Source organism: Alteriqipengyuania lutimaris, from assembly GCF_003363135.1.
Classification (GTDB): Bacteria; Pseudomonadota; Alphaproteobacteria; order Sphingomonadales; family Sphingomonadaceae; genus Alteriqipengyuania; species Alteriqipengyuania lutimaris.
Window position 1 is genome coordinate 1,892,422 of the sequence record NZ_QRBB01000001.1, and the last position, 23,518, is coordinate 1,915,939.

Sequence of the window (23,518 nt, forward strand, 5' to 3'; positions counted from 1 at the left end):
CGATTACATAAGGCAACAATGAAGTTACAAAAAGATACTAAAGTCCATGGCCGCTGGTATGACGACGCCTGCGGCACCGCTTTCGCGCTGGAACTGGTGGGGGAGCGCTGGTCGCTGCTGATCATCCGCGAGCTGCTGCTGGGGCCGCGCCGCTTCTCGGACCTGCGCGCGACGCTGCCTGGGATCAGCGCGAAGGTGCTGACCGAGCGGCTGTCGACGCTGGCCGACGCGAACGTGCTGACCCGCCACAAGCTGCCACCGCCGGCCGCATCGCAGGTCTACGAACTGACCGAGTGGGGCTATTCCGCCGAGACCATTATCCAGGAGCTGGGCCGCTGGGCGGCGACCTCGCCGCTGCACGATCCCACGCTGCCACTGTCGGCGGTGTCGTTCATGATCTCGCTGCGCACGATGTTCGATCGGGGGAGGGCCGGAAACTGGTCCGCCATGATCGGCTTCGCCATCGGCGAGGATCGCTTCGTCGCAAGCCTCGCGAATGGTGCCTTGCCGATCGTGCGCGGTGAGAGTGACGGGACGGACGCGGTTTTCATCGCCGCCGAAGCGCCTCAGCTGGCGGCGGTATTCTACGGCAAACAGCCCGCCGATGCGGTCGGCGCGAGCATCGAGGGCGATGCAGAGGTGGCGGCGCGCTTCATCGACCTGTTCCACCTGCCGCGCTGAGCGCGCTACTGCCGCATCGCCCAGCGCAATGTCTTACCCAGCCCCCAGCTGGTCGCGCGGGCGGGCAGGGCGGCGAGGCCGGGGCGCGAGAGCCCCAGCATCGATCGCGCGAAGGGGGGCAGGAGCATTACAGCCTCGGCGCCGATCGCCCGCTGCAAGGGCGCAGGAAAGCCGCGCGGGCGGATCGCGAGCACGAATTGCGCGATCTCGCGCGCTTCGGGCGACGTCCTCAGCTCTTGCCGGAACTCTCGCATGATCGCGTCCGCCTCGGCCACGCTGGTCGGGACCGGATCGGCGTGCAGCGCGCGCCCGATCACCGCCATCTGCGCATAATATTCGTCCTGTTCTGCCAGCGGCATGTCGGGCCTGGCATGGCGCAGATATCCTTCGAGAAAGCTGGACGCCTCGGCAATGTGCACCCATGCCAGCGTACGCGGATCGCCCGCCGAATAGGGCGATCCATCGGGCAATGTGCCGGTGATCTTGCGGTGGATCTTGTTCACCCGGTCGATCGCCTCGTGCGCGCGGTCGCGGTGCCCGAAGCTGGTGATCGAGATGAACTGCGCGGTGCGGTGGAAGCGCCCTTCGGCATCCTCGCGAAAGTTCGAGTAGTCGAGCACGCCCTGCAGCGCCGGTGGATGGAGCATCTGGAGGAACAGGCCCCTGATCCCGCCGATCATCATGCCCATCACGTCGGCATGGACCATGCGGATGGGCGAGTCCTTCGCGAACAGTGCCTCGTCCGAGGGCGGCGTGCGGTTCTCGGGCACCTTGCCTTCGTTGAACGCCGCGCGCACCTGCCGCAGGATCGCATTGCGGAGCGGGTCGAGCGGATCGGGGCGGGGCGCTGGCATCTCGCGGTGGACTATAGCGCGCGGGGCGCGATTGGAAATCCATGGGCCAAAGCCCGCTTGCGAGCGTCGCGCAACCTCTCTACGTCCGCCTGCGATGAGCGAAGACAAGACATTCAAGCCCTCCGACACCACCATCCTCGGCGCGCCCGACACCATGCTCGACGTGCGCGAGACTTTCGGCGTCGATATCGACTGGCAGGTCCCGGCCTTCAGCAAGGCCGACGACCGCGTGCCCGACCGGGACGACAGCTACGTGTTCGATCCGGACACCACGCTGGCGATCCTGGCTGGCTTTGCGCACAACCGCCGCGTGATGGTGCAGGGCTATCACGGCACCGGCAAGTCGACCCATATCGAGCAGGTCGCCGCGCGCCTCAACTGGCCGACGGTGCGGATCAACCTCGATGCGCATATCAGCCGCATCGACCTCGTCGGGCGCGACGCCATCGTGCTGCGCGACGGGTTGCAGGTCACCGAATTCCGTGAGGGCCTGCTGCCATGGGCGCTCCAGCACCCGGTCGCGCTGGTCTTCGACGAATACGACGCGGGCCGCCCCGACGTGATGTTCGTGATCCAGCGCGTGCTCGAAGCGCAGGGCAAGCTGACCCTGCTCGATCAGAATCGCGTGATCCGCCCCAATCCCGGCTTCCGCCTGTTCGCGACCTCGAACACGGTCGGGCTGGGCGATACCAGCGGGCTCTATCACGGCACCCAGCAGATCAACCAGGGCCAGATGGACCGCTGGAACGTGGTCGTAGGCCTCAACTACCTGCCGGCCGAGACCGAGCAGGAAATCGTCACCGCCAAGGTGCCCGAGATCGAAAAGGACACGATCGCGGACATGGTCAAGGTCGCCGATCTCAGCCGCCAGGGCTTTATGAACGGCGATATCTCGACCGTGATGAGCCCGCGCACGGTCATCAGCTGGGCGCAGAACTACGCGATCTTCAAGGATATCGGCTTCGCCTTCCGCGTCACCTTCCTCAACAAGTGCGACGAGGCGGAGCGGATGCTGGTGGCGGAGTATTACCAGCGCGTGTTCGGGACCGAGCTGCCCGAAAGCGTGGTTGGAGCCGCCTGACTTGAAAGGCACCATCGAGACCATGGAGGAACGGGTCGTCTACGAGAACGACTACGCCACGGTCTACGACGACCGGGTGCGCTTTCCCGACGGGCACGAAGGCACCTATTTCCGCTGGCAGTGGAACGCGCCGCACGGGGTGGCGATCGTACCCGTGATCGAGGACCGCGTCGTCCTCATCAGGGCCTACCGCTATCAGAACAAGGCGTTCGTCGTCGAAATCCCGCAAGGGTTCGGCGGCCAGGAAGGCGGTCCCGAAGAGGACGCGCGCCGCGAATTGCGGGAGGAGACCGGGCTGGAGGCGGGCGAGCTCGTCCCCCTCATGCAGTTCGAAGGGAACATCGCGACCCATTGCTATCTCGCGAAGATAGCGGGCGGGCAGAGCAGGCACATGGAAGGCGCCGAATCGACCGAGAGCATCGTCGAGACGATCGAGCTTCCGATATCCGAACTCACGCCCGCGAAGCTCAACGCAATGGGTGTCGTCGGTCCGGTGACGATGGCCGCTCTTCTTGCGGTGCGTCTCGTCAGCGAACGATGATTTCGCGCTCGAAGCCATCGCTCGCTTCGACATCGTGTTCGAACTGCAGTGAATCGCCTTTGCCCTGGCTCCTGAGGTAGGCTTCCAGCTCCGCCCTCTCCAGATCGTGCATCGCGGCGTCGATGTGCTTGCGCTCCGGATTGATCTTCGCGTTGACCGCATCGACCAGAAAGCTGCTTGCCCATCCCAGCGCCACGCCGCTGATCGACGGAAAGACGGGCGTGATCGAAAGCACGTCGGTGGCACGCTTGATCCCTTGCGAGACCCAACTCCCGTACTGCTTTCGCAACTGGCGCGGGTCGGGGGCGGGGCTGTGCCCGGCCAGTTCGCGGAAGCGGGTGAAGATCCGGTCCTCGATCACGCGGTTGAGCTCGCCATAGACGATGAACAGCGGATCGAAACTGGCGACGGGGTCGGGATCGCTGTTCAGACGATGGAACTCCCTGAACGCGTCGCTCTGGTGGACGCTCTCGATGTCTTCCACGTCGAGCATGTTGAGCCCTTCGGTGAAATGCTTCGCGGTGAGGCGTGGCTTGAGGTCGAGCGGATCGCCCATGTCCGAAAGTTCGTAGCGCCCGCCGCGCAGGAGCATGAAGGAATCGCGATGCTCCTCGGCGTAGATCGGTTGCAGGCCGATCGTCTTGGGCAGGTTCGACAGGTAGACCGCGTCGGAACAGCGCGTGAGGAATTCCAGCGCACGTGCGCTGTCCAGAATTCCTGCCTTGTCCATCATGTCGGGCAGGTCGCGCTGGAGAAATATCCGGCCGAGCCCTTCGTTCGCCTGCGACTCCTCTCGCAGGGCGTCGTGGAGGAAATCGACCTGTGCGGTCTCGAACGAGCGCCGCCCCTGTTCGAGGATGATCCTCTCGCACTCGCTCGTGAAATTGCGCCTCACGGCATCATATTGCCAAGGAACCAGCGAGCCGTGCCGCTGCATGAAATCGATCTCGGGGCTTTCTCCCAGGTCGCGATAGGCCGGCGGGATCTTCTGCTCGGCGAGGAACTGCTCGAACGTCTCCTGCAGCGTCTGCGGACCCTCGCCGTGGGGATCGCGACAGGCGACGCGGATTTGGCCATCCTTCACCAGGGTGCGGATGATGCCGTCGTCACGTACCAGGAGCCTGAGGTTGGGGGACGACATCATCTGGTTGTCGGAGAACGTCAGTTCGCCGTTGACCAGGATATTGAAGACGACATGCGCCTTGAATGGCTTGAAGAGATTTCTGTCTTTCGAGAAGCGCGAATTTTCGTCGGCCAGCAGCGTGTAGGTGCCCATTCGCTCGATCCTCCCCCATCGATCGGGCAAGGATAACGCGAGCCGGTACCGATGGAAGGTTTTTTCCCGGCATTGCTTGCTGCCGCCTGACCAAGATCGGCTGGCACGGTTAACGCGCTTGCGGTATTCATGCCGGGATGTGGGGATCAAAGGCCAAGCCGCGCCTGAGCCGCGAAGGAGCCGGGGGCGCCGGCCATTCGGGCTATTACAGCCTCTCCGAAAGCATGGTCGACGATCCGTGGGACGGCGATGACGACGACTTCATCGACCAGCGGGAAGGGCTGACCGGCTGGGGCCTGAGGCAGCGCAGCTGGGATTTCCTGACCGACCGGCGTACGCGCTTCTGGGGCGTGCGCGTGCTTGCCGGGATGGTCCTGCTTCTGATCCTGATCGTGATCTGGCTCGCCTTCACCGCGCCGCTATCCAAGTCGCTGGAGCCGATCGCGCCGCCGCAGGTCACGCTGCTGGCCGCCGATGGCACGCCGATCGCGCGCAACGGCGCGGTCTACGACGAGCCGGTGGAAATCGACCGCCTGCCCGATCACGTGGTCGAGGCGTTCCTCGCGACCGAAGACCGGCGCTTCTACAGCCACTGGGGCATCGATCCGCGCGGTCTGGCGCGCGCCACGCTCAACAACATGTCGGGCGGGCCGACGCAGGGTGGCAGCACGATTACGCAGCAGCTCGCCAAGTTCACCTTCCTGACGCCCGAACAGTCGCTCTCGCGCAAGGCGCGCGAGGTGTTGATCTCCTTCTGGCTGGAGACGTGGTTGAGCAAGGACGAAATCCTCGAACGCTATCTCTCCAATGCCTATTTCGGCGACAATACCTATGGTCTGCGTGCGGCGAGCCTGCACTATTTCTACCGCCAGCCGGAAAAGCTGCAGCCCAATCAGGCGGCGATGCTGGCCGGGCTGCTGAAGGCGCCATCGGCCTATGCCCCGTCGAAGCATTACGGGCGTGCTGCGGCGCGGATGCAGGCGGTGAAGGCGAGTCTCGTCTCGGCCGGATACATTTCCGAGAGCGAGGCCGAGGCGATGCGCCCGCCCGAGCTCGACATGCGGCTGACCAACGACCTGCCCACCGGCACCTATTTCGCCGACTGGGCGCTGCCCGAGGCGCGCGACCGCGCCCCGCCGGGCTATGCGGTGCAGGCGCTCACCACAACGCTCGACGCGCGGCTTCAGGGCATCGCGCGCGACGTCATCGCCAGCGCGCCGCTCGGCGATGCGCAGGCGGCGCTGGTCGCCATGCGCCGCAATGGCGAGGTCGTGGCGATGATCGGGGGCAAGGACTATTCGGACAGCGCCTTCAACCGGGCGACGCAGGCGCGCCGCCAGCCGGGTTCGACCTTCAAGACGATCGTCTACCTTGCCGCATTGCAGGATGGCTTCGAACCGGACGACCCGGTCAGCAACAGGCCCTTTACCGAAGGCAGCTACCGGCCCGAGAATTACGACGGGCGCTATTCCGATTTCCTGACGCTGGAACAGGCTTTCGCGCGGTCGAGCAATGTCGCGGCGGTGCGCATGTTCAACGAGGTCGGCTCGGACCAGGTCATCGAACTGGCGCGCGATCTGGGCATCCGGACTCCGATCGCGCGCGGCGACCCGAGCGTCGCGCTCGGCACGGCGGGCATGTCGCTGATGGATCTGACCGCGGCCTATGCGGGCATCGCGGGCAATTCCTACCCCGTGCGGCCGACCGCTTTCGTGCGCGAGCCGCGCGGCCTGTGGGATCGCATTTTCAATGCTCCGCGCAGCTTCTCCCATTCGACGCACCGCGAGATGGAACAGCTGTTGCGCGCGGCGATCAACGACGGGACGGGGCGCGCCGCGCAGCTCCCGGGGCTCAATTTCGGCAAGACCGGGACCACGCAGAACAATCGCGACGCGCTGTTCGTGGGCTACGCGGGCGATCTGGTGGTCGGCGTGTGGATCGGCAACGATGACAACACCCCGCTCGACGGGGTGACCGGCGGCGGTTTGCCCGCGCGCATCTGGAAGAGCTTCATGCTGCGCGCGCAGGGGCAGGGGGATCGGGCATCGCCGATCCGCCGCCAGGACCCGACCGCTCCGGTCGAACCGCTCGACGTGCCCGACGCGAGCGACATTCCCGAGCCGGTGGCAGAGGACGGGTCGGAGATCACCATCGACGCGCAGGGAATCACGATCCGCGAGGAAGCGCCGGACAGGCAGGCACCCCCGATCGACGCACCGGCCGATGCCCCCCGCACCGCGCCCGAGATCGCGCCGCTGCGCGAGGAAGAACCCGCTCCGGCGCAGTAGCCTCAGGCTTCGGCGTTCTCGGTCCGCTGGATCATCACGTTCATCACCGCGCTGGCGCGGGGGCGATGGCGTTCCTCCTGCCACGCCTCGACGCTCACGTTGGCGCTGCGCCGCCCCAGCTTCGTGATCCGCGCCTTGGCGAAAAGCGGTGCCTTCTTCGCTGCGGCGAGGAACTGGACGGTGATGTTGATCGGCTTGAGCTGCGCTTCCTCGCCCCGCTCGTGCAGCGCCACGCGCAGCGCGGCATAGGCGGCGGTCTCCATCAGCCCGCTGGTCGCGCCTCCGTGGAAATGGCCGGGACGCCCCTCGATCGCGTCGATGCCGGAGACGCACAGCACCGGCACGCCGTCCTCGAAGGAATCGACTTCGATGCCGAGCGAGCGGGCGTAGTTGGAGAGCAGATCGGGCTCAGTCATTCCTGGGCGCTCCGGTGTTGCCGATCGTCATGTAGACCGCCGCCATGGTCGCCACCGGATTGTCCGGATCGCCATCATGCGCGCTGCCGCGCACGAAGGCGGCGGAGCGCGTGGTGCGGAAACATTCGCAGCGGCCGATGACGTCGGCACGCTCGCCCGCCGGGCGCTGGTAGTCGACCCGCATGTCGAGCGTGGCGACCGGCACGAAACGCTTCTCGCGCGTCCAGATCGCGATGCCGCCCGCCATGTCGAGCATGGAGAAAATCGGACCGGAAGCGATCACACGGCGCACGTCGTCGCCCATCAGCTCCTCGCGCCAGGGCAGCGTCAGCTCGGTCCAGTTCTCGCCATGATCGCGATAGGCGAGGCCGAGCCAGCCGGGATGCCCACCTGCGAAAAGGAAGGGCGAGGCGGCCTTGGGATCGAACACATTGGACGGATCGCGGTGCGCGTCGGGTTTCGGGGAGGACTGTTTCTCCATGCGCGTCTTCCTGTGCGGTGCATCCCGCGATGACAATATTTTAATTCGCTTCTGCAGGCAGGCTGCGGGAATCCATGCGCGTCGCGCGGCGGGGGGCTGCGCGCGCAACAGGGAGCTTCTTGCGACATGATCTTGCCCAAAATCCTGCTCGACAGCCTGCCCGGTCTCGCCGACGCACCGGGGCTCGTCGGCAGCCTGTCCGATCTGGCCAATGCCCATACCGACGACCGGCTCGTCTACCTGATGGTCTATCTCTACGACACCTATCCGCCCGACGCCCTGTTCCCGGGCTGAGGCCGGGCGATGCGCGTGGACCCTGCGCTGGCGGAATTTGCTGGCGATCCGGCCTGGATGGCGCTTGCGCAGGGTCGCGTGCTGGCCGCGCGCGATGCATGGGCGGCCTGGCCAGACGTGGCGAGCGTTCTGCGCGAATGCGATGCCCTAGCCGGAGGACGCGCGTTCCAAGAATGTCCGCAACTTGGCCGACTCATGGCGGGGGAGGGCGCTCACGGATTTGTCGCCAACTGGCTGAACGCGATGATGCAGGCGTGGCGCGACAATCCGATGGCCCAGCTTTCTTTCCGGCACAGCCATGCGGGTGGCACTGCGATCATGCACCTCTATCACGCCAACCGGGTGACGCTGGCGGTGATGGCAGTGGCACCCGGTGTTGCGGAGAGCCTGTCCACGATTGCCTTCACCGATTGCGAGCGGCGCGAGATCGTTCTGGCCGGGAGGGGGCGGGCGAAGACCTATCCTTTTCGCGAAGGAGCGACGCCCGAAGCCGAGGAGCAGCCGTTGGAGCGAGGCGTTCAGCTTCGCCGCGACGGCGGCCAGTCGGGCGTCATTCTGGCCGAGGGTGCTCCGGTCGTCCTGCTGAGACTTGCGCTGGATCCCGAAAGACCCGCGCCGACGCACGAGGTCGAGATTGCGAGCGGGCGGGTCGTCCACCGTGCCTCGGCCAGCGCGGCCGAAGGACGCGCGGAACTCGCTGCAGCCTTACTCGGCGCAATGGGTCGGTCCGACGCTGCGCCCACCCTCGCCGACTATGCCTGTGGACAAGCCGGGGAGGGCGCGCGCTGGCAGGCGCTGCGCCACGCGCTCGCGCTGGAGACAGGCGCGGGATTTGCAGGGCTCTGCGCGATTGCGGACCGCGGCTCGGACCCGCTGGCGGCTCCGGCGCGCGACCTGCGCGATCGCTTGTGCGCAACCTATCCACAGCTTGCCAACCTGCGGGCGGACGCGTGCCTCGCGAGTTGAAACCGACGATCGAGGGGGCTCTGTCGCTCGAGCAATGCGTCGCGCGGCTCGACGCGACCGGCTTCGATCCGCGCGACGAGGACTCGCTTGGCCACGCCGCACAGGCGCTGGCAAGGCTTGCCGCCAACCGCACATTCCTGGGCGATCTGCTGATCGCGCAGATCGCCGGCGAAAGCGATGGACAAGCGACCGCTTACGGCCCGCAGGCGATCATGCTGGCGGGGCCGCGCAACGGCTGGTTCCTGCGCGCCAATATCTGGCCCGCTCGCGCCGACCCGGCTTTCGAGGCGAGCGGCGCGGCGAGCTTCGTCTACGGCCTGCCGCACGATCACAATTTCGACTTCCTGACCGTGGGCTATTTCGGGCCCGGCTATGTCAGCGACTATTACGAGTACGACTACGAGAGCGTGCACGGTCAGCCGGGGGAGGCCGTGGACCTGCGCTTCATGGAGCGATCCGCGCTGAGTGAGGGACGCGTGCTGCACTACCGCGCGCACCGCGACGTGCATTGCCAGCATCCGCCGGCAAGCCTCTCGGTCTCGCTCAACATCTGCTCCGCGCATCCGGCGCAGGGGTGGTTCGACCAGTATCGCTTCGACCTCGAAAAGGGCGAAATCGCGGGCGTTCTCAATGCGAGCGCGAACGAGGTCATGCTGCGGATCGGCATGGCGCTGGGCAGCGATGCTGCACGCGATTGTGCGCAGCATTTTGCGGCAGAGCATCCTAGCGCCGCGATGCGCCGCGTGGCTTCCGAACTGTCGCAGTGAAGCCGCTCACGAGCGGGCGCGGGCGTCAGTCGAGCGGCGCGTTGGACGCCGCATCGATCGCGGCTTGCAGGATCACCGCCGCAGCCTCGGCATCGATCCGTTCGGCGCGCTTGCGGCGGCTGACATCGAGGCCGATCATCGCGTCGTCCGCGCTCTTGGTCGACCAGCGCTCGTCCCACAGAAGGACCGGCAACGCGAAAGCTTCGGCCAGATTGCGGGCATAGGCGCGGCTCGCCTGCGCGCGCGGCCCTTCGCTGCCGTCCATGTTGCGCGGCAGGCCGAGCACGAAGCCACGGATGCCGCGCTCGTCCACCAGTTGGCGCAGCGCGTCGCGATCGCGGCCGAATTTGCCGCGCGGCAGCGTCTTCAGCGCGTTGGCGAAGCGCCAGCCCGCGTCGCAAACGGCGACGCCGATGGTCTTGGTGCCGAGGTCCAGCCCGATCAGCGCGCCCCCATCGGGCAGCGCCTCGGCCAGCCGCGCGGCGGATTCGCCTACGAGTTCGCTGCCGCCCATTCGCGCACCCGCGTCACGACGTCTTCCTGCAGGTTCCGCCAGAACAGCGGGATGTCGTAGACGTGGTAGTTCGCTCCGGGCAGCACCGCAGAACCCATTGCGGGCGGATCGCCGATCCGCAGGATGCCCTGTTCATCGCACCGCGCACCGACCGCACCCGCGACCAACTGGCCCGAGGCGAGATTTTCGTCGGGCACCAGCGTGCCCTTGTTGTCGTCGGCAGGGGCGGCGCTGTTCTGGAAGCCGGTGATCGGATTGACGCACAGGATCGGCGTATCGCCGCGGACCTCGCCGTCCAAACCGGGGGTATCCCTGAACCGGCTGAGAAGCTGGCTCGGATCGCCGTCGTCGGCGAAGCTCGCCCAGCTCAAGATGCAGCCCGCCTGATTGGGACGCTCGCAGCCGGGCAGGGGGAGGACGGGCAGGTCGTGATCGAGCGAGATCGGCCAGCCGACCGCGTAGACGGCGGCAATGCGGTTCTCGAGATCGCGGCCCTTCACCCGCTCCCGCAGCAGGCGCAGAAGGTGAAGCGATCCCTGGCTGTGGCCCGCAAGAACGATCGGCCGGTCCTCGTCGACGCTTTCGAGGAAATAGTCGAAGGCCTGCGCGACGTCGCGATAGGCGGAATCGATCGAGCGCTGGCCATCGGGTCTGGCGGTCACGAAGGCACCGACATGCGCCTGGCGATACTTGGGCGCCCAGATTTCGGCCGCCTGGTTGAAGGGGCTGGCGAGCCCGCGCAGGAACAGGTCGGCCCGCGCTTCGGCTTCCTCGTTGCCGAAATCGGCGTTCCAGTTGACCTCGCCGCCGTCGAAACGCGTGGGGATGTAGCTGGTCGGGTGGACGAAGAAGACCGCGAAGGGCGGGGCGTCTTTGATATCTTCGGAGGATGCGCGGTGCGATCCCGCCTCGCTGGCCTGTTCGACCAGCGTGCCTTCGTCCTCGCTGCGCGGCAGCGGGTTCTGCGTTTCCGCGATGGCGGGCTGGTAGCGCGAGGGGTCGTTGGTGCCGATGCCGGGGCGCGAATACCACATGTCCGGATCGTTGTAGGCGTTGTCCTCCAGCGGATCCTGCTCGACGAATTCGGTATCGGGCGTGAAGGTGAACTCGGTCACCTGGTCGGACCAGATGTTGAGCGCGAACATGCCCGCGATCACCAGCACGACCATCGTTGCGATGAAGTAGAGAAACGCGCGAACCATCTTTCCCCCTAGGTGTCGCTCACGATGTCTGTGCCTCGGGCAAGTTCGGCCGCCTGGGCCACTTCGTTGGCTTCGGACCGGCGAACCAGCGCCACTTTGATCATCGCCAGCAGCGGATCGGCCAGAAGCAGTCCGATGATGCCGAACAGGACGCCCATGATCAGCTGCGCGCCCAGCACCAGTGCAGGGGGCAGGTCCACGGTTTTGCGCGCGATCATGGGGATGACGACATAGCCGTCGAAGGTCTGCACCACGAAATAGACCGCGATTGCGGCGAGGCCGGTTTCCACGCCGACCGAGAAGCCGACGATCGCCATGAGAATGCCGGAGATCAGCGCGCCGAGGTTGGGAATGAAGGCCAGCAGGCCGGTCAGGATCCCGAGCAATGCCGCCATCGGCACGCCGAACAATTCGAGCGCGATCCAGGTGAACACGCCTTCGAAAAGCATGCCGACGACGCGGCCCGCCATCAGGCGGCGCATCGTATGCGCCATCTGCGCGAGCGTCTTGCGCAGTTCGCTGCGTTCGCCGCGCGGGGCCATCCATTCGACGCCGCGTTCGTAGAGGTTGGGTTCGAGCGCAATGTAGATGCCGATGACGAGGATGATCACGGTCGTGCCGAGGGCGCCCGCAATGCCGCCGATGGCGCGGGTGACGGTGCCGACGCCGGAAAGCACCTGATCGAGCATTGATTGCGCATCCGACAGCGAGACCGCCATGCCGTTCTGGCGGGCGAGGCTGACCAGCTCGTTGAGCTGCGCCTCGACAATGGCGGGCAGGGTCGCCGCCTGTTCGGTGACCTGCTGGCCGGCGAAGTAGCCGAGCCAGATGAGGAAGGCGATGGCCCCCAGCAGCACCATGGCGATCCGCGCGGGGCGCGGCAGCCCGATATAGCGTCCAATCAGTCGCGATCCGCCATCGACGAGCGAGGCGAAAACCAGTGCGGCGAAGATCACCAGCAACGCCTGTGAGATATAGATCGCGAGCGCGACGAGGCCGATCACGCTGACCCAGATCAGCGCCTTGCCGACCTCCTGGCGCAGCAGGGGGTTGGAGATGTAGGCGGGGCTTGCGGTATCCCACTCGTCGCGCTCGGGCGAGATAGCGGGGCCGACGCCCGGCAGCGGGTAGTTCGCCGGGTCGGCGGTGCTTGCCTGATCGGGAGTGTCGCCTGTGTCCTGCATGGCCAAGCGATCAGGTCGCGTCGCTGGCGGTGGGGGAGGCCTGCACCGCGGCATCCTCCGAATGCGTCGGGCGCAGCGTGCTGAAGGCACGGTCGCCGCGCATCGCGCCGAACCAGCTGAACGGGTTCCAGGTGGCGCTGCCGTCGAGCGAGAAGGTGATGAATTCCGCGCGCCCGCCGATATTGGTCAGCGGGACCGGCCCGCCGAGGCCCTGGCGAGCCACCGAGGCGCGGCTGTCGGCCGAATAGTCGCGGTTGTCGCCCATCACGAAGACCGCGTCGTCGGGGACGAGGATCTCGTCGTAATTGTCGAGCGGCTGATCGGGCAGGGCCTCGATGATGAGGTAGCTGACGCCGTTGGGCATGGTCTCGCGCATGACCGGCACCTTGCACTTCTGCGTGCCGTCGGGCCCTTCGACCACCTGGAACTCCGGCTCGAGGCAGGGCGTGTTGAGGTCGAGCGGCAGCAGCATGTCGGGCTCCACTTCCTGGCGGACGGGCTGGCCGTTCAGGATGATCTGGCCGTCGCGCACCGCGATCCTGTCACCCGGCAGGCCGACGACGCGTTTGATGTAGTCCTCGTTGCGCTGCGGGTGCACCGGAATCACGATATCGCCGTATTCGGGCGTGCCGCCGAACAGGCGCCAGTCGCCGCGCGGCAGCAGGTGGAAGGTGATCGAGGACCAGTTGTAGCCGTAGGGATAGCGGGTGACGATCAGGTGGTCGCCCACCAGCAGGTTGGGCATCATGCTGGTCGACGGGATGAAGAACGGCTTGGCGACGAAACTGTGGAATGCCAGCACGGCGAGGATCATCAGCGCCAGCCCGCGCACTTCGGCGAACCAGTTGATGGAGTCTTTTTCGCCGTCGGTCTTTGCGGTGTCGGTATCGCTCATGCCGGAAACATTGCTCATAGGGGAAAGGCCTCGATAATCACGAAGGCCTGCGCCCATGGGTGATCGTCGGTGAGGGTAAGGTGAACGTGGGCCACATGCCCCTCCGGCGTGATTTGCGCAAGCGCCTTGGCGGCACCGTGTGCCAGTTCGAGAGTGGGCGCGCCGCTGGGGGCGTTAACCACGCCGATATCCTTCATGTAGACGCCGCGCTGGAAACCGGTGCCGACCGCCTTGCTAAAGGCCTCCTTCGCGGCAAACCGCTTGGCGTAGGTGCCCGCAATGGTGAAGGGCCGCCGCCGCGCCTTGGCGCGCTCGGTTTCGGTGAAGACGCGGTTCTCGAACCGCTCGCCATAACGGTCGAGCGAGTTCTGGATGCGCTCGATATTGCACAGGTCGGAGCCGAGGCCGATGATCATAGTCGTCCAAACATCGTAAGCGCAAAGAATGTGACAGCGAGAATATTCAACACAGTCATCATCCATAGGCCAAGAACACGCCATCTGGTGAAGCTGATCGCAAGGCCGAGGCCGATTCCAGCAGAGAATATGCTAGGCGTGGTAAAGTCATTGAAATAGGACGCTGAAGCGAGAGAGATCAGGAGCACAATAGCTGCAATTGGGAGGTTAAACGCGAGAAAGCACCCTCGGTCGGTGAATTCTTCCAGTCGCTTGCTAAAGCTCACCGCGCTTCGTCCATCAGCTCGCGCATCCGGCGGATCGCGGACTCGAGCCCTGTGAAGATCGCCTCGCCCACGAGATAATGACCGATATTGAGCTCGGCGACCTGCGGGATCGCGGCGATCGGCTGCACGTTGTCGAAGGTCAGGCCGTGGCCCGCATGGGGTTCGATCCCGTTCTTCGCTGCCAGTGCCGCCATGTCCGCGATCCTCTTCAATTCCACCGCGCGCGCCTCGCCGGTTGCATGCGCATATTCGCCGGTGTGGAACTCTACCACGGGCGCGCCTAGGCGCATGGCCGCTTCGAGCTGTGCCGGATGGGCTTCGATGAACAGCGAGACGCGAATCCCTGCGTCCTTCAGCTCGGTCACGATCGGCGCGAGCTGGTTGTGCAGGCCCGCCGCGTCGAGCCCGCCCTCGGTCGTACGCTCCTCGCGCTTTTCGGGGACGATGCAGGCGGCGTGCGGCTGATGGCGCAGCGCGATCTTCAGCATTTCCTCGGTCGCTGCCATTTCGAGGTTGAGCGGCAGGTCGGTCGCATCCTGAATACGCTTGAGATCGTCGTCGCGGATATGGCGGCGGTCTTCGCGCAGGTGCGCGGTGATCCCGTCGCCGCCCACCGCCGCGACGATTTCCGCCGCGCGGACGGGATCGGGATGATCGCCGCCGCGCGCGTTCCTGATGGTTGCGACATGGTCGATATTGACGCCGAGGCGGAGCTTGTTGTCTGTCATGCAGGCTCCTGCTCGCACGCCGCGAGGCTCAGCATGTCGTGCGAGAAACCCGCGCCCTGCCAGACCTCGCCGAAATCGAAATCACCTTCGCCTTGGTCGGTGAAGATGGAGAGAGCGACGCCGACCATGGGCAGGATGAAATTGCGCACCTGCACACCGCCGATCGCGCCCCGACGCTCGACGACCCGTACCGGAGCTTCGCAGCCTTTCAGTGGCACTTCGAACACCCATTGGCCGAGCGCCATGTAGCCGAGGTCCGGCTGGCCGTTCCACATGGCCTCCAGGGCATCGGGGCCGAGCAACTTGCCGCTGAGCAGGGCCAGATCGAACTTCACCATGTCGGCAGGCGTGCCGTAGAGCGCGCCGCTGGCCCCATATTGCGCCAGGTCCTGCGCGGCTTCGGGCGCGCCTGCCGAAAAGCCCGGGACCGTCGGCTCGGATGCGGGAAAAGCGCCGAGGGTGGAGATGCCGGCGGGCTCGGCGATCCGCTTCGCCACGAGCTCGCGCCAGGGCTGCCCGGCCACCCGTTCGAGCAGCGCGCCCAGCACGATATAATCGCAGTTGTTGTAAGACCATTCGCCGCCTGGCTGCCCGGTCGGCGCTCCGGCGCAGTAGGTCAGCGGGTCGATGCCCGAATCCGGGCGGTAGAACGCGGGGATCTCTTCGTCGTCCGCTGCAGTGCTGGGGTTGGGAAACCCGCTCTGGTGGCGCAAGACTTGCTCCACCGTCGCAGTGCCTGCGTTGGCCGAGGCGAAATCGGGCAGGTAGCGGGAAATCGGCTGGCCAAGATCGATGGTGCCCGCATCGACCTGCTGCATTAAGAGGGTGGCAACGACCTGCTTGGTGACAGAGGCCCAGCGCCATTTCTGCCCGGCTGTGCGCTGGGTCCCGTCCGCATTCTGTGCTGCAGATACGATGACCGGCGATTGGAAATACACGTGCCCGATGGCCATTTCGCCGCTGAAACCTGTGTCGCGCGCAATGTCGCGCCAGCCTGTCACGACGGCGGCGACGCGCTGGTCGGCGATGCGCACATCCTCGGGCACCGGACGCGGGTTGGCAGGGGCGGGGGCCGGTATCAGCCGCGGCGCCGGCTGCTCCTGCGCGTGGGCGGGGGCTGCAAGGCAGGCGGTTGCAGCCAGCGCGAGGAGGACCCGTCTCACTTCTTCCGGCTCCCCGGCTTGGTGACGGGCACCGCGGCCAGATCAGCCGGGACGTCGCCATCCGCATAGGTCGGGAACGACAGCTGGATCAGCGGGTAGAACGGCACGCCGAGCTCCGCCTCGCCCGATGACCGGTCGACGAGAGCGGCCTCTGCAATCACCTCGCCACCTTCGCGCTCGACCGCCTCGATCGCCTCGCGGCTCGACTTGCCGGTGGTGACGACGTCTTCCACCATCAGCACCTTCGCGCCCTTTTCCAGCGCGAAACCGCGCCGCAGCTCGAACGTGCCTTCGGGGCGTTCGAGGAAGATCGCGTTCTTGCCCAACGCGCGGCCCATCTCGTGCCCGATGATGAGGCCGCCCATCGCCGGGCTGACCACGACATCGATCTTGTTGCGGATGTCGCGCGGGATCTTCTGGCTGAGCGCGAAGGCCATGCGGCTCGCACGTTCGGGGTCCATCAGCACCCGCGCGCATTGCAGGTAATGGGCCGAATGGCGGCCCGAGCTGAGCAGGAAATGCCCTTCGAGCAGGGCATCGCATCCGCGCAACTCGCCGATGATTTCTTCTTCGGTCATGTCCGGTCAGGCTCCGTTTGGCCGGTTGGGGCTGGCTCGTTTGTCGATGGAGACCGCGTTGTCCATAGTTTTTGCCCGTGACCGGGTCCCTGCGCGCTCCTGTTCCAGCTCATCATAGCCGTGCCCTCATGCCAGATGCTTCGAAAATCCGGAAAAGGTCTTGCGCCTAACGCATTGGACGACCCGTGAATTACGGGATAGAGGCGCTTGAGAGTCGCGGCAAGCGCGCCTATAGCGCGAGCCCAATTCAGGTGCAGACAGCCGTTCCCGGCGGTTTTGCGCGAATTTCTTCCGCTTCGAAGGAAAGCAGACCGACAATGCCAATTGCCGCCACCATCCGCGATATCCGCCATCTCGTCCTCGGGCTGCTCGCCCTTGCAGGTCTGATGCTGGCCTCGCAGAGCGCATTTGCCGCCGCTCCCGACGTTGCCGCGCCGGAGACTGCGGCCGAAGCTTCGGGCGAAGCGGCCGCGGATGGCGAGGCCGCAACCGACAAGGCTGCTGCCGATGCGGAAGGCTCCTACGAGCATCTCGGGCCGGAATGGATCAAGGGCCAGCCGACCTCCTTCGAAGACGATCCCTGGAAAAGCACGCAGTTCCAGGACCAGTACACCGACAACGGCAATTACGCGAAGTGGATGAACACCTATATCCTGACGCCAGTGATCGTCGTCATCAGCGCGTTCGTGTTCTTCCTGCTGCTGGTCGTGGTGGTCCGCTATCGCCGCCGCGAGGGGCGCGAACCTTCGCGCACCACGCACAACACGCTGGTCGAAGTCGTCTGGACGATCGTGCCCGTGCTGATCCTGATTGCGATCGCCGTGCCTTCGATCACGCTGCTTGCGCGCCAGTACGAGACGCCGCCGGCCGATGCGATCACCATCAAGGCGACCGGTTACCAGTGGTACTGGGGCTATACCTATCCCGACCAGGGCGGGTTCGAGGTGATTTCGAACATGCTGCCCGAAGAAGAGGCGCTGTCGCGCGGCCTCCCCGGCCAGCTCGCGGTGGACAACCGCATGGTCGTGCCCGTGGGTGTGCCGCTGCGCATCCAGACCTTCGGCGCGGACGTGATCCACTCCTTCGCCGTGCCCAGCCTGTGGTTCAAGCTCGACGCCATTCCGGGCCGCCTGAACGAGCGCCTGCTGACGATCGACGAGCCGGGCATCTATTACGGCCAGTGTTCCGAACTGTGCGGCGCGCGCCATGCCTACATGCCGATCGCGATCGAGGCGGTCCCGATGGATCGCTGGCGCCAGTGGGTCCTGTCGAAGGGCGGCAGCTTCGGCGAGGATGCCGAGACGAGCGAAGCGATGGACATCCAGGCGCCCGCGAGCGCAGCCGACGGCGCACCGGCGGCGGGTGGCGCTCCGACCGCGGCTGATGATGGCGGCACCGCGCCTTCCGCTCCGCTCGACGCATCCGAGGCGGACGGGGCCCAAAGCACCAATTGACGGCGCACGCCCGACACGCAATTTGACCGATTAGCAGAACCGAAGAGAACAGAAGCGACATGGCAACCACCGCTGACACCTTCCAGGCCCACGATGATGCGCACGACCATCACGATGCGGACCACAAGCCGGGCTTCTTCGCCCGCTGGTTCATGTCGACCAACCACAAGGATATCGGCACGCTCTACCTGATCTTCGCGATCTGCGCGGGGATCATCGGCGGTGCGATTTCGGGCATCATGCGCGCCGAGCTCGCCGAGCCGGGCGTCCAGTATCTCAGCTGGTGGGCGCAGCTGCTGGGCGGCGGTGCGGACGTCGATACCGCGCTCCACATGTGGAACGTGTTCATCACCGCGCACGGCCTGATCATGGTGTTCTTCATGGTCATGCCCGCGATGATCGGCGGTTTCGGCAACTGGTTCGTCCCGCTGATGATCGGCGCGCCGGACATGGCCTTCCCGCGCATGAACAACGTGTCGTTCTGGCTGACCGTGGCGGGCTTCTTCTCGCTGCTGTTCTCGATGTTCGTCCCCGGCGGCATCGGTCCGGGCGCGGGCACGGGCTGGACGGTCTATGCGCCGCTTTCGACCAGCGGTTCGGTCGGCCCGGCGGTCGACTTCGCGATTTTCTCGCTCCACCTCGCGGGCGCAGGCTCGATCCTGGGCGCGACCAACTTCATCACCACCATCTTCAACATGCGTGCGCCGGGCATGACCCTGCACAAGATGCCGCTGTTCGTGTGGTCGGTGCTGGTCACCGCCTTCCTGCTCCTGCTGGCGCTGCCGGTTCTTGCCGCCGCGATCACGATGCTGATCACAGACCGTAACTTCGGCACCACCTTCTTCGATCCGACCGGTGGTGGCGATCCTGTGCTCTACCAGCACCTGTTCTGGTTCTTCGGCCACCCCGAGGTGTACATCATGATCCTGCCGGGCTTCGGCATGATCAGCCAGATCGTGGCAACCTTCAGCCGCAAGCCGGTGTTCGGCTATCTCGGCATGGCCTACGCCATGGTCGCGATCGGCGTGGTCGGTTTCATCGTGTGGGCGCACCACATGTATACCGTCGGCCTCGACGTGAACACGAAGATGTACTTCACCGCAGCGACCATGGTCATCGCGGTGCCGACCGGCGTGAAGATCTTCAGCTGGATCGCCACGATGTGGGGCGGCAGCCTGGAGTTCAAGTCGCCGATGGTGTGGGCGATGGGCTTCATCTTCCTGTTCACCGTGGGCGGCGTGACCGGCGTCGTGCTTGCCAATGGCGGCATCGACGACAACCTGCACGACACCTACTACGTCGTCGCGCACTTCCACTACGTGCTGTCGATGGGCGCGGTCTTCTCGATCTTCGCGGGCTTCTACTACTGGTTCCCGAAGATGAGCGGCCGCTGGCACTCCGAACTGCTCGCCCACATCCACTTCTGGGTGTTCTTCATCGGGGTGAACATCATCTTCTTCCCGATGCACTTCCTCGGCGTGCAGGGCATGCCGCGCCGCTACCCCGACTATGTGGAGGCCTTCGCCTTCTGGAACGAGGTTGCGACCTTCGGCTACGTCGTGACGGCGGTGTCGGTGGTGATCTTCTTCGCCAACCTCGTCTACGCCTTCACGGCGGGCAAGCGGGCCGAGGCGAACTACTGGGGCCCGGGTGCGACGACCCTCGAATGGTCGCTGTCGAGCCCGCCGCCGTTCCACCAGTTCGAGACGCTGCCGGTGATCGAGGATCACCACGACTACCACGATCACCTGCCGCGCGGCGATGCGAAGCCCGCGACGGCGTGACCGGATGTTTCCGCCCGCACCCCGTGTGCGGGCGGACGACATGATCGGCGGTCGGGGAGGGCACCAAGCCGCCCCGGATCGCCCGCGATAAAGATCGAGCAATGACCACGACGACGACCCTTATCACGCCGACCGCAGCGACGCCGATGTCGAGCCATTGGCGCGACTTCCTCGCGCTGACGAAGCCGGGCGTGGTGCGGCTGGTCGTCTTCACCGGGCTGTGCGGCCTGCTCGCCGCGCCGGGCAGCATCAACCCCGTACTCGGCTTCACCGCGATCCTGTGCATCGCGCTTGCCGCCGGTGGCGCCGCGGCCTTCAACCAGTGGTACGAGGCCGACCTCGACGCGCTGATGAAGCGCACCGCGAAGCGCCCGCTGCCCGCAGGCCGGGTCAGCAGGAACGATGCGCGCGATTTCGCCGCGGTCCTGTGCGGTGCCTCGGTCCTGACCATGGGGCTAGCCATCGGATGGCTCGCCGCCGCGATCCTCGCGGTGTCGATCTTCTACTACGTCGTCGTCTACACGATGTGGCTCAAGCCGCGGACACCGCAGAACATCGTCGTCGGGGGCGGGGCAGGGGCCTTTCCGCCGCTGATCGGCTGGGTCGCGGTCTCGGGCGACATCACGCTGACGCCGGTGCTCCTGTTCGCGATCATCTTCTTCTGGACCCCGCCGCATTTCTGGGCGCTCGCGATGTTCGTGAAAAGCGATTACGCCAAGGCGGGCGTGCCGATGATGCCCGTGGTGCATGGCGAGCGTGCGACGCGCCACCAGATCCTCGCCTATTCGCTGTTCATGGTCCCGCTCGCCGCAGCGCCCTGGTATCTCGGCACCGCCGGGATCATCTATGGCGCAGCCTCGCTCGCGCTGACCGGCTTCTTCGCCGCCCTGTCGGTGCCGGTGGGCCTTCGCACGTCGAGCGATGGCGACACGATGAAGCCCGAAAAGCGGCTGTTCGCCTATTCGATCATCTACCTGTTCGCGCTGTTCGCCGCGCTGGTAGTGGACCGCGTGATGCAGAATGCCGGACTGATCGGAGGTGTCGCATGACCGATCCCAACCGTCCCAATCGGATGACTCCCGAAGAGGAAGAGCGTTTCAAGAAAGCCCGTAAGGGTCGCAACCTCGCCATCGGTGCGGTGCTGCTGTTCTTCGTTGTGCTGTTCTACGCCATCACCATCGTGCGGATGGGTGACTGATGGCTTTCGCATCCTCCACTCTCTCGCTCGAACAGAAGAACCTGCGGCTCGGCCTCATGGCGCTGATCGCCGCGGCGGCGATGGTGGGCGTCGGCTTTGCCGCGGTTCCGATGTACCGCCTGTTCTGCCAGGTCACCGGCTTTGCCGGGACGACGCAGGTCGCGTCCGAAACGCAAGCCGCCGAGGCGGAGCGTGCGGCCGCGATCGCAGGCGCACCGCCGATCTCGATCCGCTTCGATGCGAGCACGGCGCGCGACATGCCCTGGACCTTCGCGCCGGTGCACACGACCGACACCATCCGGATCGGTACCCGCGACCTCGCCTTCTACACCGCGCGCAATAATGCCGACGTGCCGATCACCGGCACCGCGACCTTCAATGTCGAGCCCGAGCAGGCTGCCCCCTATTTCAACAAGATCCAGTGCTTCTGCTTCACCGAGCAGACGTTGCAGGCGGGCGAGGAAGTACGGATGCCCGTATTGTTCTACGTCGATCCGGCGGCACTCGACGATCCGAACATGGAAGGCGTGGAGCAGATTACGCTGAGCTACACCTTCCACCGCAAACCACCCGAAGAGAGCTGACCCTCTGGACCACCGCGAACCGCCCCGGTATGGGCGGAGCCGCTGACAAGGAAAGACGAAACATGGCCGGCGCCAAGAACCACGACTATCACATTCTCGCCCCCGACATCTGGCCGTTCGCCGGTGCGCTGTCGGCGCTCGTCTTCACCACCGGCATGGTGATGTTCATGCACAGCGATGGCGAGGCGTTTCCGGAAGGCGCATGGTACGTCGTCCTGGGCCTGGGTATTGCCGGCCTGATCGCGACCTTCTGGGGCTGGTTTTCCAAGATCATCAACGAAGCGCATGCGGGCGATCACACGCCGGTGGTGCAGCTGCACATGCGGTACGGGATGATCCTGTTCATCCTGTCCGAAGTGATGTTCTTCGTCGGGTGGTTCTGGTCCTTCTTCGATTTCGCGCTGTTTCCCGCCCCGCTCGAGATGATTGCCGAAGGCACGTGGCAGAACCTCATCGGTCAGGAAGGCGCAGCAATGCTGGCCACCTTCCCGCCAGAAGGCTTGCACGTGATCGACGCTTTCGACCTGCCGCTGATCAACACGCTGATCCTGCTGTGCTCGGGCACGACCGTCACCTGGGCGCACCACAGCCTGATCAATGGCGACCGCGAAGGCCTCAAGATGGGCCTGTGGGCGACCATCGCGCTCGGCGTGCTGTTCACCAGCATCCAAGCATACGAATATCTGGAAGCGCCCTTCGGCTTCGGCGGCAACACCTATTCGAGCGCCTTCTACATGGCGACGGGCTTCCACGGTTTCCACGTGCTGGTCGGCACGATTTTCCTGATCGTCTGCCTGCGCCGCGCCTATCTGGGCCACTTCACGCCGCGCCAGCATTTCGGTTTCGAAGCCGCCGCCTGGTACTGGCACTTCGTCGACGTGGTATGGCTGTTCCTGTTCATCACCGTCTATGTCTGGGGTGGCTGGGGCGCCGAAGTCCACTAATGCCCGATGACGGCCGCGAGGCCACCGGCGGTTCCGCCGGAACGAAGGGGCAGCCCGCATTGCGCGAGGCTGCCCTTTTCGGTCTGTGCCCGCGATGCGGCGCCAGGACGCTGTTCGCCGGATGGATCGCCTTTGCCGAGAGGGGGCGGTCCCGTGGTCTCGACTTCTCGCGGTCCACCGTCGGCGACGGGCCCGCAGCCTTCCTCGCCGTGACCATCGGCGGATTGCGCCTGTGCAGGGCGGCGCCGCTGTGGTCCGAATCCCGCCAGAAAGCACTTGAGGCAGGACGATGAATATTTGGCAGCGCCTCCCGGTCATCCCGACGATTATCGTCGCCCTGGCGGTTGCGATCATGATCGTACTCGGCTTCTGGCAGCTTGGCCGCGCGGACGAGAAGGCGGACCTTCTGGCGCGCTACGCCGCAGCCAAGGACATCGCCGACCCGGTCGAATGGCCAGGCGACAGCGAAGCCGCGCTCGAACAGCGGCTCTATCGCCGCAGCGCCTTCGATTGCGCGAAAGTGACCGAGCTGACCGCTGTCGCAGGGACCAATTCCCGCGGATCGCGCGGATGGGCGCAGATCGCGGTGTGCGACCTGGCAGACGGAGGCGAGGCGCGTGTGGCGCTTGGCTGGACCCGCGCGCCCGAGGGCCCGCTGTGGAATGGCGGCGAGGTGACCGGCATCATCGCGCCCGGGCCGCGGCTCGTGGCCGATCCGCCGCGTGCCGGCCTGCTCGCGCTGGAGAGGCCTGATCCGTCCGACCTTCCGAACAATCACATGGCCTATGCGTGGCAATGGTTCCTCTTCGCGCTCACCGCGCTGGTGATCTACGGCCTTGCGGTGCGCAAGAAGGTGTTCGGTCCGCAGGGAGGCACACGTCATCCTGTGAAGCCGAGCGAGGATGACCGCGATCGTCCGGTCGAGCGGGCAGAGGACGACGAAGAAGAGGACCTGTTCTGACC

Annotated in this window: 27 protein-coding genes; 15 read left to right on the plus strand and 12 right to left on the minus strand. The window is 65.7% G+C overall.

Translation table 11 applies throughout. The annotated features are described in order from the left end of the window. Window positions 1-18: 18 nt before the first annotated feature. A complete protein-coding gene (locus tag DL238_RS09030; RefSeq protein WP_115491952.1) occupies window positions 19-681 on the plus strand; it encodes a winged helix-turn-helix transcriptional regulator in 663 nt (220 codons plus the stop codon). 5 nt (window positions 682-686) lie between these two features. On the opposite strand, the gene DL238_RS09035 is transcribed toward DL238_RS09030, so the two are convergent. Beyond that, window positions 687-1,535 carry an oxygenase MpaB family protein gene (locus DL238_RS09035; protein ID WP_115491953.1) on the minus strand — a complete coding sequence of 283 codons (849 nt, stop codon included), beginning with the start codon at window positions 1,533-1,535 and terminating at the stop codon, window positions 687-689. Window positions 1,536-1,629: 94 nt separating this feature from the next. Here DL238_RS09035 and cobS point away from each other — a divergent pair, with 94 nt between their 5' ends. Both cobS and DL238_RS09045 read left to right on the plus strand, forming a co-directional pair. Next, on the plus strand, window positions 1,630-2,616 hold the full coding sequence (gene cobS, locus DL238_RS09040) for a cobaltochelatase subunit CobS (RefSeq protein WP_115491954.1): 987 nt from the start codon (window positions 1,630-1,632) through the stop codon (window positions 2,614-2,616). 1 nt (window position 2,617) lies between these two features. Beyond that, window positions 2,618-3,157, plus strand: a complete 540-nt coding sequence (locus DL238_RS09045; RefSeq protein WP_115491955.1) for an NUDIX domain-containing protein — start codon at window positions 2,618-2,620, stop codon at window positions 3,155-3,157. Here DL238_RS09045 and DL238_RS09050 read toward each other — a convergent pair. After that, complete coding sequence (locus DL238_RS09050; protein ID WP_115491956.1) at window positions 3,144-4,433, minus strand: hypothetical protein; 1,290 nt, start codon at window positions 4,431-4,433, stop codon at window positions 3,144-3,146. The two genes, DL238_RS09045 and DL238_RS09050, sit on opposite strands and share 14 nt — an antisense overlap. Window positions 4,434-4,570: 137 nt before the next feature. On the opposite strand from DL238_RS09050, the gene DL238_RS09055 reads away from it, so the two are divergent. After that, a complete protein-coding gene (locus DL238_RS09055) occupies window positions 4,571-6,721 on the plus strand; it encodes a transglycosylase domain-containing protein (RefSeq protein WP_115491957.1) in 2,151 nt (716 codons plus the stop codon). Between the two features lie 2 nt (window positions 6,722-6,723). Here the strand turns inward: DL238_RS09055 and DL238_RS09060 are convergent, their stop codons facing one another. Next, window positions 6,724-7,137: a PaaI family thioesterase gene (locus DL238_RS09060; protein WP_115491958.1), complete on the minus strand. Its 414-nt coding sequence runs from the start codon at window positions 7,135-7,137 to the stop codon at window positions 6,724-6,726. After that, complete coding sequence (locus tag DL238_RS09065; protein ID WP_115491959.1) at window positions 7,130-7,618, minus strand: PaaI family thioesterase; 489 nt, start codon at window positions 7,616-7,618, stop codon at window positions 7,130-7,132. Before DL238_RS09065 ends, DL238_RS09060 begins: the two co-directional genes overlap by 8 nt. 126 nt (window positions 7,619-7,744) lie before the next feature. On the opposite strand from DL238_RS09065, the gene DL238_RS16120 reads away from it, so the two are divergent. The 3 genes from DL238_RS16120 to DL238_RS09075 are packed head-to-tail and all read left to right on the plus strand — an operon-like array spanning window position 7,745 to window position 9,645. After that, window positions 7,745-7,912, plus strand: coding sequence for a hypothetical protein (locus tag DL238_RS16120; protein WP_181883879.1), 168 nt, complete (start codon window positions 7,745-7,747; stop codon window positions 7,910-7,912). A gap of 9 nt (window positions 7,913-7,921) precedes the next feature. Beyond that, the gene (locus DL238_RS09070) at window positions 7,922-8,878 is read left to right on the plus strand and encodes a hypothetical protein (protein WP_115491960.1); all 957 of its coding nucleotides are present in this window, start codon (window positions 7,922-7,924) and stop codon (window positions 8,876-8,878) included. Beyond that, complete coding sequence (locus DL238_RS09075; RefSeq protein ID WP_199801320.1) at window positions 8,875-9,645, plus strand: transposase; 771 nt, start codon at window positions 8,875-8,877, stop codon at window positions 9,643-9,645. The genes DL238_RS09070 and DL238_RS09075 overlap by 4 nt, the downstream gene beginning before the upstream one ends. Window positions 9,646-9,670: 25 nt before the next feature. On the opposite strand, the gene ruvX is transcribed toward DL238_RS09075, so the two are convergent. From ruvX to pyrE, 8 genes are all read right to left on the minus strand, one after another. Next, window positions 9,671-10,159: a Holliday junction resolvase RuvX gene (gene ruvX / locus DL238_RS09080; RefSeq protein ID WP_115491962.1), complete on the minus strand. Its 489-nt coding sequence runs from the start codon at window positions 10,157-10,159 to the stop codon at window positions 9,671-9,673. Continuing rightward, window positions 10,138-11,361, minus strand: coding sequence for a DUF3089 domain-containing protein (locus DL238_RS09085; protein ID WP_115491963.1), 1,224 nt, complete (start codon window positions 11,359-11,361; stop codon window positions 10,138-10,140). The genes ruvX and DL238_RS09085 overlap by 22 nt, the downstream gene beginning before the upstream one ends. An 8-nt stretch (window positions 11,362-11,369) precedes the next feature. Then, window positions 11,370-12,545 (minus strand): AI-2E family transporter, encoded by a 1,176-nt coding sequence (locus DL238_RS09090; protein WP_115491964.1) that lies wholly within the window; start codon window positions 12,543-12,545, stop codon window positions 11,370-11,372. A gap of 10 nt (window positions 12,546-12,555) precedes the next feature. Further along, window positions 12,556-13,458, minus strand: coding sequence for a signal peptidase I (gene lepB / locus DL238_RS09095; protein WP_115491965.1), 903 nt, complete (start codon window positions 13,456-13,458; stop codon window positions 12,556-12,558). Further along, window positions 13,455-13,856 carry a holo-ACP synthase gene (gene acpS, locus DL238_RS09100; protein ID WP_115491966.1) on the minus strand — a complete coding sequence of 134 codons (402 nt, stop codon included), beginning with the start codon at window positions 13,854-13,856 and terminating at the stop codon, window positions 13,455-13,457. Before acpS ends, lepB begins: the two co-directional genes overlap by 4 nt. Window positions 13,857-14,118: 262 nt before the next feature. Beyond that, complete coding sequence (locus tag DL238_RS09110; protein WP_115491968.1) at window positions 14,119-14,850, minus strand: pyridoxine 5'-phosphate synthase; 732 nt, start codon at window positions 14,848-14,850, stop codon at window positions 14,119-14,121. Further along, entirely contained in the window at window positions 14,847-16,013 is a 1,167-nt protein-coding gene (locus tag DL238_RS09115) for a serine hydrolase domain-containing protein (protein ID WP_147291003.1), read from the minus strand. Before DL238_RS09115 ends, DL238_RS09110 begins: the two co-directional genes overlap by 4 nt. Next, window positions 16,010-16,591, minus strand: a complete 582-nt coding sequence (gene pyrE / locus DL238_RS09120; protein ID WP_115491970.1) for an orotate phosphoribosyltransferase — start codon at window positions 16,589-16,591, stop codon at window positions 16,010-16,012. The genes DL238_RS09115 and pyrE overlap by 4 nt, the downstream gene beginning before the upstream one ends. 317 nt (window positions 16,592-16,908) lie before the next feature. Here pyrE and coxB point away from each other — a divergent pair, with 317 nt between their 5' ends. From coxB to DL238_RS09155, 8 genes are all read left to right on the plus strand, one after another. Further along, window positions 16,909-18,045 carry a cytochrome c oxidase subunit II gene (gene coxB, locus DL238_RS09125; protein WP_115491971.1) on the plus strand — a complete coding sequence of 379 codons (1,137 nt, stop codon included), beginning with the start codon at window positions 16,909-16,911 and terminating at the stop codon, window positions 18,043-18,045. A 59-nt stretch (window positions 18,046-18,104) separates the two neighbouring features. Next, window positions 18,105-19,829: a cytochrome c oxidase subunit I gene (gene ctaD / locus DL238_RS09130; RefSeq protein ID WP_115491972.1), complete on the plus strand. Its 1,725-nt coding sequence runs from the start codon at window positions 18,105-18,107 to the stop codon at window positions 19,827-19,829. A 101-nt stretch (window positions 19,830-19,930) separates the two neighbouring features. Further along, window positions 19,931-20,878 (plus strand): heme o synthase, encoded by a 948-nt coding sequence (locus DL238_RS09135; protein ID WP_115491973.1) that lies wholly within the window; start codon window positions 19,931-19,933, stop codon window positions 20,876-20,878. Continuing rightward, a complete protein-coding gene (locus DL238_RS16125; RefSeq protein ID WP_181883880.1) occupies window positions 20,875-21,027 on the plus strand; it encodes a hypothetical protein in 153 nt (50 codons plus the stop codon). Before DL238_RS09135 ends, DL238_RS16125 begins: the two co-directional genes overlap by 4 nt. Beyond that, complete coding sequence (locus tag DL238_RS09140; RefSeq protein WP_115491974.1) at window positions 21,027-21,611, plus strand: cytochrome c oxidase assembly protein; 585 nt, start codon at window positions 21,027-21,029, stop codon at window positions 21,609-21,611. Before DL238_RS16125 ends, DL238_RS09140 begins: the two co-directional genes overlap by 1 nt. A 62-nt stretch (window positions 21,612-21,673) precedes the next feature. Beyond that, window positions 21,674-22,555 (plus strand): cytochrome c oxidase subunit 3, encoded by an 882-nt coding sequence (locus DL238_RS09145; protein WP_115491975.1) that lies wholly within the window; start codon window positions 21,674-21,676, stop codon window positions 22,553-22,555. Further along, on the plus strand, window positions 22,555-22,848 hold the full coding sequence (locus DL238_RS09150; protein WP_115491976.1) for a hypothetical protein: 294 nt from the start codon (window positions 22,555-22,557) through the stop codon (window positions 22,846-22,848). The genes DL238_RS09145 and DL238_RS09150 overlap by 1 nt, the downstream gene beginning before the upstream one ends. After that, window positions 22,845-23,516, plus strand: a complete 672-nt coding sequence (locus DL238_RS09155; protein ID WP_115491977.1) for an SURF1 family protein — start codon at window positions 22,845-22,847, stop codon at window positions 23,514-23,516. The genes DL238_RS09150 and DL238_RS09155 overlap by 4 nt, the downstream gene beginning before the upstream one ends. The last annotated feature ends 2 nt before the right edge of the window (window positions 23,517-23,518 follow it).

Bases quoted from the DNA above. Each gene is read 5' to 3' on its own strand.
- DL238_RS09030 (WP_115491952.1), top strand. From the start codon at position 19: ATGAAGTTACAAAAAGATACTAAAGTCCATGGCCGCTGGTATGACGAC.
- DL238_RS09035 (WP_115491953.1), bottom strand. From the start codon at position 1,535: ATGCCAGCGCCCCGCCCCGATCCGCTCGACCCGCTCCGCAATGCGATC.
- cobS (WP_115491954.1), top strand. From the start codon at position 1,630: ATGAGCGAAGACAAGACATTCAAGCCCTCCGACACCACCATCCTCGGC.
- DL238_RS09050 (WP_115491956.1), bottom strand. From the start codon at position 4,433: ATGGGCACCTACACGCTGCTGGCCGACGAAAATTCGCGCTTCTCGAAA.
- DL238_RS09055 (WP_115491957.1), top strand. From the start codon at position 4,571: ATGTGGGGATCAAAGGCCAAGCCGCGCCTGAGCCGCGAAGGAGCCGGG.
- DL238_RS09060 (WP_115491958.1), bottom strand. From the start codon at position 7,137: ATGACTGAGCCCGATCTGCTCTCCAACTACGCCCGCTCGCTCGGCATC.
- DL238_RS09065 (WP_115491959.1), bottom strand. From the start codon at position 7,618: ATGGAGAAACAGTCCTCCCCGAAACCCGACGCGCACCGCGATCCGTCC.
- DL238_RS16120 (WP_181883879.1), top strand. From the start codon at position 7,745: ATGATCTTGCCCAAAATCCTGCTCGACAGCCTGCCCGGTCTCGCCGAC.
- DL238_RS09070 (WP_115491960.1), top strand. From the start codon at position 7,922: ATGCGCGTGGACCCTGCGCTGGCGGAATTTGCTGGCGATCCGGCCTGG.
- ruvX (WP_115491962.1), bottom strand. From the start codon at position 10,159: ATGGGCGGCAGCGAACTCGTAGGCGAATCCGCCGCGCGGCTGGCCGAG.
- DL238_RS09085 (WP_115491963.1), bottom strand. From the start codon at position 11,361: ATGGTTCGCGCGTTTCTCTACTTCATCGCAACGATGGTCGTGCTGGTG.
- DL238_RS09090 (WP_115491964.1), bottom strand. From the start codon at position 12,545: ATGCAGGACACAGGCGACACTCCCGATCAGGCAAGCACCGCCGACCCG.
- lepB (WP_115491965.1), bottom strand. From the start codon at position 13,458: ATGAGCAATGTTTCCGGCATGAGCGATACCGACACCGCAAAGACCGAC.
- acpS (WP_115491966.1), bottom strand. From the start codon at position 13,856: ATGATCATCGGCCTCGGCTCCGACCTGTGCAATATCGAGCGCATCCAG.
- DL238_RS09110 (WP_115491968.1), bottom strand. From the start codon at position 14,850: ATGACAGACAACAAGCTCCGCCTCGGCGTCAATATCGACCATGTCGCA.
- pyrE (WP_115491970.1), bottom strand. From the start codon at position 16,591: ATGACCGAAGAAGAAATCATCGGCGAGTTGCGCGGATGCGATGCCCTG.
- coxB (WP_115491971.1), top strand. From the start codon at position 16,909: ATGCCAATTGCCGCCACCATCCGCGATATCCGCCATCTCGTCCTCGGG.
- ctaD (WP_115491972.1), top strand. From the start codon at position 18,105: ATGGCAACCACCGCTGACACCTTCCAGGCCCACGATGATGCGCACGAC.
- DL238_RS09135 (WP_115491973.1), top strand. From the start codon at position 19,931: ATGACCACGACGACGACCCTTATCACGCCGACCGCAGCGACGCCGATG.
- DL238_RS16125 (WP_181883880.1), top strand. From the start codon at position 20,875: ATGACCGATCCCAACCGTCCCAATCGGATGACTCCCGAAGAGGAAGAG.
- DL238_RS09140 (WP_115491974.1), top strand. From the start codon at position 21,027: ATGGCTTTCGCATCCTCCACTCTCTCGCTCGAACAGAAGAACCTGCGG.
- DL238_RS09145 (WP_115491975.1), top strand. From the start codon at position 21,674: ATGGCCGGCGCCAAGAACCACGACTATCACATTCTCGCCCCCGACATC.
- DL238_RS09150 (WP_115491976.1), top strand. From the start codon at position 22,555: ATGCCCGATGACGGCCGCGAGGCCACCGGCGGTTCCGCCGGAACGAAG.
- DL238_RS09155 (WP_115491977.1), top strand. From the start codon at position 22,845: ATGAATATTTGGCAGCGCCTCCCGGTCATCCCGACGATTATCGTCGCC.